General features: G+C 61.1%; 11 protein-coding genes. 6 read left to right on the top strand and 5 right to left on the bottom strand.

Annotated features, from left to right (window positions below; translation table 11 throughout):
- From LU684_RS22625 to LU684_RS22605, 5 genes are all read left to right on the top strand, one after another.
- Positions 1-642 (top strand): bacteriophage T4 gp5 trimerisation domain-containing protein (locus tag LU684_RS22625; protein WP_442964207.1); only part of this gene is annotated, 642 nt, incomplete at its 5' end.
- On the top strand, positions 642-1565 hold the full coding sequence (locus LU684_RS22620; RefSeq protein WP_232895064.1) for a hypothetical protein: 924 nt from the start codon (positions 642-644) through the stop codon (positions 1563-1565). The genes LU684_RS22625 and LU684_RS22620, both read left to right, overlap by 1 nt.
- Positions 1562-4762: a T6SS effector BTH_I2691 family protein gene (locus tag LU684_RS22615; protein WP_232895063.1), complete on the top strand. Its 3201-nt coding sequence runs from the start codon at positions 1562-1564 to the stop codon at positions 4760-4762. The genes LU684_RS22620 and LU684_RS22615 overlap by 4 nt, the downstream gene beginning before the upstream one ends.
- Positions 4759-5574, top strand: coding sequence for a DUF6708 domain-containing protein (locus LU684_RS22610; RefSeq protein WP_231995329.1), 816 nt, complete (start codon positions 4759-4761; stop codon positions 5572-5574). Before LU684_RS22615 ends, LU684_RS22610 begins: the two co-directional genes overlap by 4 nt.
- Positions 5571-5825 carry a PAAR domain-containing protein gene (locus LU684_RS22605; RefSeq protein WP_023048176.1) on the top strand — a complete coding sequence of 85 codons (255 nt, stop codon included), beginning with the start codon at positions 5571-5573 and terminating at the stop codon, positions 5823-5825. The genes LU684_RS22610 and LU684_RS22605 overlap by 4 nt, the downstream gene beginning before the upstream one ends.
- Before the next feature lie 206 nt (positions 5826-6031).
- On the opposite strand, the gene LU684_RS22600 is transcribed toward LU684_RS22605, so the two are convergent.
- Positions 6032-6877, bottom strand: a complete 846-nt coding sequence (locus LU684_RS22600) for a TIGR03915 family putative DNA repair protein (RefSeq protein WP_016486572.1) — start codon at positions 6875-6877, stop codon at positions 6032-6034.
- Positions 6868-8088 (bottom strand): putative DNA modification/repair radical SAM protein, encoded by a 1221-nt coding sequence (locus LU684_RS22595; RefSeq protein ID WP_016486573.1) that lies wholly within the window; start codon positions 8086-8088, stop codon positions 6868-6870. The genes LU684_RS22600 and LU684_RS22595 overlap by 10 nt, the downstream gene beginning before the upstream one ends.
- Positions 8089-8232: 144 nt before the next feature.
- On the opposite strand from LU684_RS22595, the gene mqo reads away from it, so the two are divergent.
- Entirely contained in the window at positions 8233-9810 is a 1578-nt protein-coding gene (mqo, locus tag LU684_RS22590) for a malate dehydrogenase (quinone) (protein WP_023048175.1), read from the top strand.
- Between the two features lie 18 nt (positions 9811-9828).
- On the opposite strand, the gene LU684_RS22585 is transcribed toward mqo, so the two are convergent.
- The 3 genes from LU684_RS22585 to LU684_RS22575 are packed head-to-tail and all read right to left on the bottom strand — an operon-like array spanning position 9829 to position 12374.
- Positions 9829-11358 (bottom strand): ArnT family glycosyltransferase, encoded by a 1530-nt coding sequence (locus LU684_RS22585; RefSeq protein WP_060516585.1) that lies wholly within the window; start codon positions 11356-11358, stop codon positions 9829-9831.
- Between the two features lie 3 nt (positions 11359-11361).
- Positions 11362-11634, bottom strand: a complete 273-nt coding sequence (locus LU684_RS22580) for a lipid-A-disaccharide synthase N-terminal domain-containing protein (protein WP_016486575.1) — start codon at positions 11632-11634, stop codon at positions 11362-11364.
- A complete protein-coding gene (locus LU684_RS22575; RefSeq protein ID WP_016486576.1) occupies positions 11631-12374 on the bottom strand; it encodes a glycosyltransferase family 2 protein in 744 nt (247 codons plus the stop codon). The genes LU684_RS22580 and LU684_RS22575 overlap by 4 nt, the downstream gene beginning before the upstream one ends.
- Positions 12375-12387: the final 13 nt, after the last annotated feature.

Genomic DNA, 12387 nt, shown 5'->3' with positions numbered 1-12387 from the left:
CCGCCGTATGACCTGCCCAAGCACAAGACGCGGATGACCATCAAGAGCCAGACCCATAAGGGCGATGGTTTTAACGAGCTGCGTTTCGAGGATGAACTGGGCAAAGAAGAAGTGTTCATCCATGCCCAAAGGAACCAGGTCAATGTGGTGGGCAATGACGAAACCACGACTATTGGGCGCAATCGCGTGGAGCAGGTCGGTAATGATGAGCAACTGAGCATCGGCAGCAACTTCCGCCAAGACACGGCCCGTGACCATACCCAGGTCATTGGGCAAAACAGCCGTGTGGACATCAAGCATGACCTGAACGAACAAGTGGGCAACAACCGCAGCCAGACAACGGGGGCCAACCAGCGGGTTGTCATCGGCAACAACAGCGAGCTTGTGATCAAAGGGGCTCAATCGATCAGCGTCGGGCAGGGGGTGCAACAACGCACGACGGTCTATCAGTTGCTGGCCAGTGAACGCATCGAGTTCAGAAGCCCTGGCGCCAGCATCGTGCTGGATGCCCAGGGCATTACCATCAGCGGCTTGACACTCGACCTACAGGGGCAGACCAAGGCGACTGGCGAAGGGAACGCCAGTAGCGAGCCACTTGAGCTTACGCCTGACGCCAGCAACCAGTGCGAGGCCAAGTCGTGATGAGTAGCGAGGCCTTGGCCAACATCATAGAAGGGCACCATGCGGCGCACCTGCATTGTCATGTACTGATAGACCCCCTTGCCATCGCGGGTAGAAGCGACCATGCACTGCTTGCACAACTGCGCGAAGCGTTGGGCGAGGCCGCGTTGACCCGAGTGTACAGGGCTGATCTGGCCCATGCACCCCACCTGCACCCGGTACTGGTATGCCTGGCCTCACCCGGAGCGATGCCCAGCCGCACGCTGCTGGAGCTGACCGCGCGCACAGCGCAAAGAGGGCTGCATCAGCGCCGTCGCTACCTGAGCGGCTGGCTGTTCAGTGAGGCTGCGCCGGTCACCCTAGCCGCCCATGTCTCGGCCCTGTGTCGAATACCCAATGCCGAGCGGGCGTTCAGCTTCTATCCGGTCTACGAACCTGTTCGCCTGGAATTGCTTGCAGCAACGTTTGAACGGGTCGAGCAAGGCCCGTGGTGGCCGGTCAGCAACTGGCTGTTCCTGAGCAGTGGCGGCAGATTGTCGAGCCTGAAAGGGCAAAGCGGGCAGCGCCATCCTTTGCCGGGGCCTGCCCGGCGCATCCAGGATGACGTGCCGTTGATCGAGCAAGTGCTGGCTATGTGGAGAGTGTTGCGCGCGGGCTCGCACGACGCGAGCCATTGCCAGATACCGCCATTTGCCGCCGTGCGTGTATCCAACCATATCGATGACGCTCGCGGACTGGGCTTGAGCACACAGGAAGACATTGTGGTGTTTGCCCTCCATCACCTGTGCATCCACCCCAGGCTCCATACCGTTGCCGCGGTGCGCAGGATGGTAGACGCCGCCGTCGGCGATCACCGACCGCTCGCCCCGATGCTCGCCCGCTACTCCGAGGCGCAATGGTGCCATCTGATCGATCCCCTACCTGAAGCCGAGAGGCGCTTATGACCCTCAGCCAACGTATCGCCATTGCGGCAGCCGAAGCCGGGCTGCCGCACGACCAGTGCATGTCCTGCGAGCGCCAGGGCCTGCCGATCCTGCCGCTGCGCCGCGCCCTGGTGCCGGATGCGCGCCCAGGTTGCGTCACCACCGTCGCCGGTAGCCTGCACGTTACAGCCAAGATGGGCCTGCGCACCTTGCGCATGGGTTACCTGTATGTGCTGCTGGACCAGCAGGTCTGGCATGCCTACGAAGTCAGCGAACAGGGCCACCTGCGCCGCTTCAACCCCTACGAACCGTCAGACGGCCTGCCCGCATCGCTGCCTGAAAAGTGCGTGAATGAAAACCACGATATCCCTTCTGCCTTCCTGAACATTGATACCGACCGGTATGGCACAGCCTGGCTGGCCTTCTCCAGCGATGCCTGGCCGGTCAGCGTGCTGAATGCCTACAAGAAGGGCCAGGCGCCCGCGCACCGCTTCGAGGGGGTCGACCTGACCCAAGCCCGCAACAACCCTGAATTGCTGGGCATTGCCATGACGCCCGACAACCTGCAGGTCGACAAGGAGGTGTTCGAGTACGCACAGCGCGGCTGTTCACCGTTCGACAGTGCACATGGGTTTCACAGCCGCTGGCTGCGCCGGTTTGCCATGCGGGGCTATCTGGTCAACGCGATGACCCGGCACACGCTGGAGAACGGCGTGCTGGCGGTGGTGCTCGACGATACCGTTGGGCTGATTCAAGAGTTCAACCATCAGCGCCTGAACTGGGTGGTGAAGCGTCAGCTCTGGCGCGAGGACCCCATGCGCGCCTACCAATTACAGACTTCGCAGATCCTGCAGGCCATTCGCGCCACGCAGCGGGAGTGGGCGGCGCAGAAGGTGCCTTCGCTGGAGCCGATGGCGGGTAGAGGGCCGTTTGTACCGGTTGATCCGACGGTAGAGCGGCCGCGCATGGTCGAGCAAGCGATGAAGGACAGCGACGATAAACTCGAACAGCGCTACCACGAACCGCAACGGGCGGCGTTCCAGGCCGGGTATGACCAGCAGGAAGCCGAGTTCCAGCGCTTCATCGACAAGGACGCCCGTGCTTACGCCGCGCTGTTCGACACGCCCATGTTCAAGGTGGCCGAGCAGTATGATTACGACGGCGATCATCGTGAATCTGGCGTAGCGTATGCCAAGACCATGGCGCTGTGCCTGGGTGGCGGGATTACCGAGGCGATTGTGCCTGGCGCGGCTCCTGCGGCCGGCACCAGCGAAACCCTCTGGCTGAAATGGCTAGAGGATCCAGACAGCCCTCCCTACCGCGCATTGCTGATGCGCGACCGTACGTTGTTGGCTGGCCTGCTTCCCAGCTTTTCTGCTGCCGAAACCATCAACTGGAATGACAGCGACAAGCTTTACTCGATGCTGAGCAAAATCATCGCCAGCGACGATGCCGGCTTGCGCATGCGCAACACCCTCAAGCAAGCCATTGCCGAAACCCAAGGCGCGCTCAACGCCGCCAGCCAACGCTTGTCGCCCAATTTGCCACCTGGCATTCAGACCGCCGTGCGGCACCTGAACAGTGCAACCCAGTTCCTGTACAACGGCGTGCACCTCATCGAGCTGGAAGTGAAGATGAAGCTGGGCGAGTACTACGCCCTGCAGAGTGGCCATTTACGCGAATTGCAGCACAAGGCCAATGCCTCGATTGCCGAGGCCAGGGACCGGATGCATCGCAACATCGCTGACATCGACATTCATTCGACCAAGGCCTGGAACAAGGTGCGGCCGATCATCCAGCACGGGTTGATGAGCCTGGCCGTGCTGGACCCGCGGTTTACCCACACCATGATCAGCGTAACGGTGTGGGTCGAGGGCACCGCTGAAGACGTGCGTGGCCGGTTGATTGAGGAAGCCAGCATGAAGGTGACCCAGGCGAGCAGCTTGGCGCAGCGTACCTTGGTGGAGGTCTCGGTCGCGGCGGGGACGCTCGAGTCAAATGCGCGAAAGGTGTTGCACGGCATGCGTATTACTTCGCAGCAGGCGGCGCAGTTGGTGCGAACCGGGTTTCGCGGCTTGCGGGGTGTGGCGGGAAGCTGGGAAGTACTGCTGGCGATTGGAGGGCTGTACTTGCAATCCGACAGCCTCGCCAGAAATCAGGAAAAAGCGGAAGCGGAGATTGGGTCCAAGGCGCATGAGGCCAGTTTGGCGTTGCAGGGTTCGCAATTGGGGTTGCTGGGCGGGCAAATTGAGCTGATTGGGCTCGTGCTGAGGTCAATACCCGGGGCTAAGGGCGCGGCGGGAACTGGCGTTTCGCTAATCAAGTTTGGTGCAATTATTAGTGCAATAGCCGGGATATTTGATACGGCGCAAGCATTTGCTGCAGCAAAGCGCGTGCTAGCAGCAGGAGACAACAGAGCCGGAGCTATATATATCGGGGCGGGATTTGGGCTCACCGTTTCAACTGGCGTATTTGTGTATGCAGTATTTAAACCGCTTATATTAGGGCCTTTAGGGTTGGCAGTGATGCTGGCGCTCACGGCGTACGCAATCAGCAAGTGGGCTGAAGGAAACGAATCTGTAGCCTTGGAGCGATGGGCGCGACGCTGCTGCTTTGGCAAAGCTGATGAGAAGCCAGCCGTATTCTGGGGCAGCCCGGAATATGCGGATATTGCGTTTGCAGAGCTTAATGCGGCGACCCTGGGTGTTTGCGCGGCGATTAACTTCGAGTCCAATCGGTCAATCAATTCGGCTGCGCCCAGGATAGGAGGGTTGGTCAGTTTGGAGTTAGAGCATAAACTTAAATTTCAAGTCGTGTTACCTGGTTACAGTGATGAATGCTCAGCTTTTCGCTTGGTCCTCGTAGTGCATCGGCATGGTGATGGCAATTTTCCCGACTTCATTGGTGGAGAAACTGTGCTTGTGGATGAATATCAGGCTCTCCCGATTGAGGCTCTCACTAAAGCGGCAAGATTTTCTGGTTTTTCTCAGCCAAGACTACCCGACTATAGAAAAAATATTTCAGTGAATAGAAAGCGTAAATCCGAGAGGTCAGAGGATTTGGCAATATCTTGGCTGGAAATCACTGGGGTTGCAGAACTGATGCCGACTATCGGGTCGCACACCATAGGTGCTGCGACGCTGCTAGTAATGTACTGGCCAGATACAGCGCTGCCGGATGCTTATATTGAGATTTGCGTCAAGGAGCTTAACGAGTGAAAGCCAAGCCTAGAGCTCTTTGGGATAGGGCTTTGTTTTGGAGCTATGATCTGCCTGATGTGAGTTCGCAGTCAGCTCCGCGTTTTGGTGTTGAGGATGTTAAGCCAGCGCCGAATTATCTTGATGATGTGTGCCTAGAGCTTCCGAGGTCGAGTGTCAGTTTGCGTGGTGTTGCGGCTCTGGTAGGAGGGGCAACTTTAGTCATATCATTTGGAATGGCCATATATCTATATTCGCTAATGTTGAATGTTAATTGGTCGCGTGACTGGTTTGTTTGCCTCGTCATGGTTTTATTGCCGCCGATCGCCATGTGGGCACTTGCATCCCATGTAAAGATGGACCTGATGCTCCCAAGGGACGAACCCATTCGTTTCAATCGCCTGCGTCGGAAAATCTATCTCTACCAATTTAGATTCAACTACATCTATCTTTTCAGCCGCAAACACTGGGGCGTCAAACCTGTCGCCTACAACTGGGACGACGTAACCGCCGAGGTCTACCGCGTCTATGCCCCCGGCCACGGCGGCCTGATAGAAAACGTCATGCTGTCGGTCCGCAACCCTGAAACCAACGAAGTCATCGACCGCGTCTTCTTCACCCACGACCTTTACCACGGCGAGGCCTACTGGGCCATCGCCCGGCTGTTCATGCAACAAGGCCCCGAAGCCTTGCCAAAGTTCGTGCACCCACCCCGCGACTGGAACGATGACGATGGCCTCAGCCACATGCACTGCCTGGCGCCGAAAGTTGAATGGCCAGCGGACATTGACCGCGAATCCCGTACTGCACCGTCTGAAGGAGAAGCCCTATGAATCCGGTTGTACTTGTAGGCCACCAACACAACTGTCCGCTGCATGGGGTAAACCAGGTCGAAAGCGGGAGCGCTACGTATACGTTTAACGGCAGGCCGGTTGCCAGGGTAGGTGACCTGACCACCTGTGGCGCGGTGATAGAGAGTGGGGCCGGGCATTTCCTGATCGAAGGTGCGGCGGTGGCCCGCAAAGGCGACCGGACGGATCACGGTGGTGTGCTTGAGGAAGGGGATGCTGGGTGGCTGCTGTAAGAGGGGCTTGTGAAGCAGGTATTGAAGTCGATGGCACCGGCTACGCCGGTGTTCGCGGCTAAAGCCGCTCCCACAAAGATGGTGTGTGACCTGGACTTGCGCCGTACCAGCAGGCAACGCGGTGGATGGCCCGGGCTTCGCCCGCTCCCACAGTGATCGTGCAAGCCTTAGGACGCCATGCAAGACAACGTGAGACAGTTAGTTTTTCAGCTATCTGCTGGCGCGTTGATCTGTTTGCCGGGTTTGGCGGCAATTTCAAGGGCTTGGCCGTCCCGCTGTTTGCCTTGGCGGGCCAGGCCTTCGAGTTGCGGTATCAGCATGCCTTCCGGCAAATGCCGCCAGAACCGCCCGGGCATGTGCAGGCGCAGGGCATCGGGGTTGAGGCGGGCGGGGTTGAAGGTATGGCGGTAATAGGTGCGCCATAGTTCGGCACCTGGGTCTTCAGCGTTGCGCGCCCATTGCTGCCAGCGCTCGGGGCACCGACGTTGGTAATCGAACACCTGTCCGTCGAACCGAATGCCATCCTGTGGTGTGGCGATCAACCAGCGCAAACGCCCCAGGCGATCGGCAAAATGGGGGCTGGCACTCTCCAGAATGTCATGCGCCGGTTCGTGGTAGGCGACCAGATCAAGTTGCAGCCGTTCTGCCAACGCTTCTGGCAACGGCACGAAGCGCACAAACGCGTGCAGGTGATGCGCCTCTCGGCTGACTTGCTTGATGCGCCGTTGCAGTTCACTGCCCAATCGGTCGCCCGCCAGCATAGCCGTGCGGTCACCATGGGCCACCCGCCAGAGCACTTCGTACAACAGGTTCCACCGTTGCTCGCCGCAGTAACGCGCAGCCTGCTCCAACTGGTTCAGCAGCGCGGCAGGCACCTTGGCGCGAAAAGGGCCAGGGCCTTCGGGGGGCGACGCAGGCACTGCCAGCAGGTCTGCCATCGGGCCTTGTGACCAGGTGACTTGCGAAGGGTCGATGCCATGCCCGAGCAACACACGGGCCTGATCCCGCCACGTGACGAACCGGTCATCGCAGTTGAGCGCAATCATCCCCACAGCCCCATCTGCACGGGTGCCTGCGGCTCCCGCAAACGTGCCCGCAGCAAGCCGCTGCGCAGCTCCCCCTGGGCTGGGCGGTAATCGCTGGTGACGATGAACGGCCGCGCCTTGTCCAGCACGCAGCGCAACTGGATCAGGTCGTCATAGCGGATTCGCCGTTCCCGGCGCAGCGCGACCAGGCGTTGCACGCTACGCAGACCAATACCGGGAATGCGCGCCAGCAGCGCAGGCTCGGCGCGGTTTACATCCAGCGGAAACACGTCACGGTTGGCCAGCGCCCAGGCCAGCTTGGGGTCGATATCCAGCGCCAGGTTGCCGCTTTGCCCAAGCAGCTCACCCGCCTTGTAGCCGTAGCCACGCAGCAGGAAGTCGGCCTGGTAAAGGCGGTGCTCGCGCAGCAGCGGTGGGGCAGCCAGGGGCACGCTGCCCGGGCTGTCGGGGATCGGGCTGAAGGCTGAGTAATACACGCGCTTCAGGCCGTAACCTTGGTACAGCGACTCGGCATTGCGCAGCAGGGTGCTGTCGTCGGTGCTGTCGGCGCCGACGATGACCTGGGTGCTTTGCCCGGCAGGGGTGAAGCGCGGGGCTTTGGGTTCGTTGGCCACGGCTTGCTGGCCCTGGTGAATGACGCCCATGGCCTGACGGATGGTATGCGCGTGTTTTTCCGGCGCCAGGCGCTTGAGGCTGGCTTCGGTGGGCAGTTCGATGTTGACGCTGAGGCGGTCGGCTAGGCGGCCAGCCTCTTCGATCAGCAGCGGGTCGGCATCGGGGATGGTCTTGAGGTGAATGTAGCCGCGGAAATTGTGCTCTTCGCGCAACAGCCGAGCTACGCGGATCAGCTGTTCCATGGTGTAGTCCGCCGAACGGATGATGCCGGAGCTGAGGAACAGGCCGCTGATGCAATTGCGTCGGTAGAAATCCAGAGTCAGGCGTACCACTTCCTCAGGGCTGAAGCGCGCGCGGGGGACGTTGCTGGAACGGCGATTCACGCAGTACTGGCAGTCGTACAGGCAGAAGTTGGTCAACAATACCTTGAGCAGCGATACGCAACGGCCGTCGGGGGTGTAGCTGTGACAGATACCCATGCCGTTGGTGGCGCCCAGGCCGTCGCCGCCGCGCGAATTGCGCTTGGGCGCACCGCTGCTGGCGCAGGATGCGTCGTACTTGGCGGCGTCGGCCAGGATGCCGAGCTTGGCGATGAGTTGCATGGGTCTGTCTCTTTGTACTGAATATTCATACAGTATTTTGAGATGTGCCGGATTGCAAGTGGTTGTACGCCAGCCATGCCCGAGTAAATCCGTCAGCTAAGCTTGAGGCTGACTTACGGAGAGCAACGAGGCGCGGAAAAGGTTATGAAAATTACCCTGAAGCCGGAGCTGGCACTGGCCGGGCTGGCCTTGGCCTTTGGCATGCTCAACGCCCAGGCTGCGGAAACCAGGAAGGTCGATGTCATGCTGGTGGGCGGTGGCATCATGAGCGCCACGCTGGCGGTCTGGCTCAACGAACTGGAGCCGGGCTGGTCAATGGAAATGGTCGAGCGCCTGGACAAGGTGGCCGAAGAAAGCTCCAACGGCTGGAACAACGCAGGCACCGGCCACTCGGCCCTGGCCGAACTCAACTACACCCCGGAAAAAGACGGCAAGATCGACATCAGCAAGGCGGTGGAGATCAACGAGTCGTTCCAGATCACCCGCCAGTTCCTGGCCTGGCAGGTCAAACAGGGGGTTTTGAAGAACCCGCATTCGTTTATCAATACCACGCCTCACATGAGTTTCGTCTGGGGGGACGACAACATCCGCTTCCTGAAGAAGCGCTATGAAGCGCTGCAGGCCAGCCCGTTGTTCAAGCCCATGCAGTACTCCGAGGACCATGAGCAGATCCGCAAATGGGTACCGTTGATGATGGAAGGGCGCGACCCAAACCAGAAACTGGCGGTAACCTGGACCCCGATTGGCACCGACGTCAACTTTGGCGAGATTACCCGGCAATATGTGGGCTATCTGCAGACCCGGCCGAACTTCGATCTCAAGCTGTCCACCGAGGTACAGGAAATCACCCGTAACGGCGACGGTTCCTGGCATGTCGAGTACAAGAACCTCAACGATGGCAGCAAGGCGGCCACCGACGCCAAATTCCTGTTCATTGGTGCCGGCGGTGCGGCGTTACCCCTGCTGCAGAAGTCGGGCATCGACGAAGCCAAGGACTATGCGGGTTTCCCGGTCGGCGGTTCGTTCCTGGTCACTGATAACCCGGCCATCGCCCAGCGGCACATGGCCAAGGCCTACGGCATTGCCGCCACCGGTGCGCCACCCATGTCGGTGCCGCACCTGGACACCCGGGTGCTCGATGGCAAGCGCATGATCCTGTTCGGGCCGTTCGCCACCTTCTCGACCAAGTTCCTCAAGCAAGGCTCGCTGCTCGACCTGCTTGCCAGTACCAGCGTGCACAACGCCTGGCCGATGGTACGGGTAGGGGTACGCGAGTTTGACCTGGTGCAGTACCTGGTCGGCCAGGTGCTGCAATCCGACAATGACCGCTTCGAAGCGCTGCGCACCTACTTCCCCGAGGCGAAGAAGGAAGACTGGCGGCTGTGGCAGGCGGGCCAGCGGGTACAGATCATCAAGAAGGACGAGGCATTGGGTGGCGTGCTCAAGCTCGGTACGGAGGTGGTGATGTCCAGGGACGGTAGCATCGCCGGGTTGCTAGGTGCCTCGCCGGGGGCCTCGACCGCGCCACCGATCATGCTCGATGTGCTCAACAAGGTGTTCAAGGACAAGGTAGCAACGCCGCAATGGCAGGGTAAGATTAAACAGATCATCCCGTCCTACGGAACGCGCCTGAACGACCACCCCGACCAGGTATTGAAGGAGTGGGCGTACACCAACGAGGTGCTGCAACTCGATCCGCCAGCCGGCACCGCTGCGCCGTAGCACGGCGGGGCGCAGGTTTTAACGAGCCACGGGCGCGTCTGCCCAGGCAAAGCGGTAGACGTGACTCGGGGGAGTGGTTTGGCACATGCCGTTGTCGGCATCGGCACGCACTACATACCACTCAGCCCGCGAAGTCTCGCCAAGCTTGCGGGCCTTGTCGGCACTGAAGCAGCGGCCCAGTTCAGAGGCCGGGATCAGGGCGAAGGCGGTGGGGTTGTGGCGCAGCCAATAGACCGCCGCATCCGCCCTGGATTGTCCGGTAAAGCCGAAATGCACGATGGGCTGTCGGGCAAACAGCCAATGCCCTTCGCGCCAGTTGACCAGCACCAGCTCGGCACCGCCGGTGGCGCGTGCCGCTTCGCTCATCAGCGTCTCATGCGGGTTGCGGCCCTCCTTCAGCGGCTCGACGAAGCCGCGGGCGAACCACAGCGCGAACCATAGCAGGGCCACGGCGACAAAGGCTTTGCGCCAGGCCGGCCGGCCCAGCAACCAGCGTTTGAGCAGCCACGGTATCAGCGGGGCGATGGCCAGCACCAGGCCCGGCAGCGCTGGGAAGATGTACAACTTGCGCTTGCCGCTGCTGAGGCTGAAAAACAGCAGCACCAACGCCACCCAGCCGAGTAGCAGCAAGAAGCGCCCGTCGCGCTTTTGCAGCTGGCGTCGCCAGGCCGGTACCAGCCAAGGCAGGGCCAGCACCAGCGGCAGCCAGTACTTGGGAATGACCTTGACGAAGAAGTACCAGAATGGCTCGCGATGGTCCCAGGCATTGGTATAGCGGCTGGCGGTCTGGCGCAGCAAGATTTCCTTGAGGTAGGCCAGCTCCGCTGCGCCACCGCCCTGGGCGATCGACATCAGCAGGGGCACAAGCCACACCGCGCAACCGGCCAGCAGGCAAAGCAGCCCAAGGCTCCAGCGCCAACCCTGGCCAGGCATGGCCACAACGCCGTGCCAGCCTTGGCGCACCGCCCAGGCATAGGGCAGCAGCATCAGCGCCGGGACAAAGCCCACGCCTTTGCTGATGATGCCCAGCCCCATGGCCGCACAGGCCAGGTAGAACCAACCCCACGCCGGCCCCAATAGCAGGTGGCGCACCATGCCATAGAAACCCAACGCCACCCACAGGCACAGGAAGCTGTCGATCTGTCCGGTGCGCAGGATGCTGTAGCTCTGGTAGGTGGCCAGGAACAGCAAGGCGGCGATCACGCCAATGCGCCGGTTCCACAGGCGCCGCCCCAGGTCGTGCAGCACCCAGGTGATGGTTGCCGCCGACATCAACCCGGGCAGGTAGAGGGCAACCTTGGGCGAGCCGGTCAGTTGGCTGAACAGGGCCACGGTCCACATGAAGAGCGGCGGCTTGTCGCCGTAGATTTCCGCTGCCCGGTGGGGGATGAACCAGTTGCCGCTTTGCAGCATTTCCAGGGCTACGCCGAGAAAGCGCTCTTCATCCACATTCATCGGCTGTCGCCAGCCGATACCTGCACCCACCAACACTACGGCGAGGGCAATCAGGGCCAGGCGTTCGGCCCCAAGCGTCTTGAACCTCGGCAAGGGCTATTCCTTCTGTTCCTGGTGGCGGGCGATCAGTTGCAGGTTGCGCAGGTAGACCAGAAAGCCGAAGCTCTGGCCGATGATGAACACCGGGTCCTGGCGGTAGATGGCGTAGGTCAGCAGCAGCGCACTGCCGAGCATGCTCAGGTACCAGAAACCTACCGGGATCACGCTGCGGCGCTTGAACTCGCTGTACAGCCACTGCAGCACGAAGCGCCCGGTGAACACCGCCTGACCGGCGAAGCCGATGATCAGCCACAGGGTTTCGCGGGTCATCCTTCAAACTCCTGCGGGCGGCTGCCCAGGCGGGTGCGGCGAATCAGCCACCACACCCCGAACAAGTCGAGGATGCCGACAAGGGCGCGGTCCAGGTTGCCGTACTTGGACACCCCGGCATGGCGTGGTCGGTGGTTGACCGGGTGCACCAGCATGCGGCCGTTGTGGCGCAGGATCAGGGCCGGGATGAAGCGGTGCATGTGGTCGAAGTAAGGCAGGCGCAGGAAGGCTGCGCGCTCGATCAGCTTCAGCCCGCAGCCGGTGTCTGGCGTGGCGTCTTTGAGCAGGCGGCTGCGCAAGCCGTTGGCAACACGCGAAGCCCAGCGCTTGCTCGCGCTGTCTCGGCGGTTGACGCGGTGCCCGGCGACCAGTTTCACGCCACCGGCCAATGCCTGGTTGGCGCGCACCAGGTCGAGCATGCCAGGGATGTCTGCCGGGTCGTTCTGGCCGTCGCCGTCGAGGGTGGCCAGCCAGTGGCCGCGGGCAGCCTGCGCGGCGTGCCAAAGCGAGGTGCTCTGGCCCAGCGAGCGTTCGTGGCGCAGTATGCGCAGCTGCGTGTAACCCTGGCTTTTCAGTTGCTGAAGTACGCTCAGGGTGCGATCGCTGCTGCCGTCATCGACCACCAGTACTTCATAGTCTTCGGCGGCCAGTGCGGCGCGGATTTCCATCAACAATGATGGCAGGTTGTCGACCTCGTTCCTGGCGGGGATCAGTACCGAGAGGTCAAGTGGATCTGTCATGAGGCTACCTGTG

This window comes from Pseudomonas sp. NMI542_15, from assembly GCF_021283425.1.
GTDB lineage: Bacteria > Pseudomonadota > Gammaproteobacteria > Pseudomonadales > Pseudomonadaceae > Aquipseudomonas > Aquipseudomonas fortuita.
The sequence above is the reverse complement of the archived record's forward strand: the minus strand, read 5'-3'. Positions and strand labels throughout refer to the sequence as shown.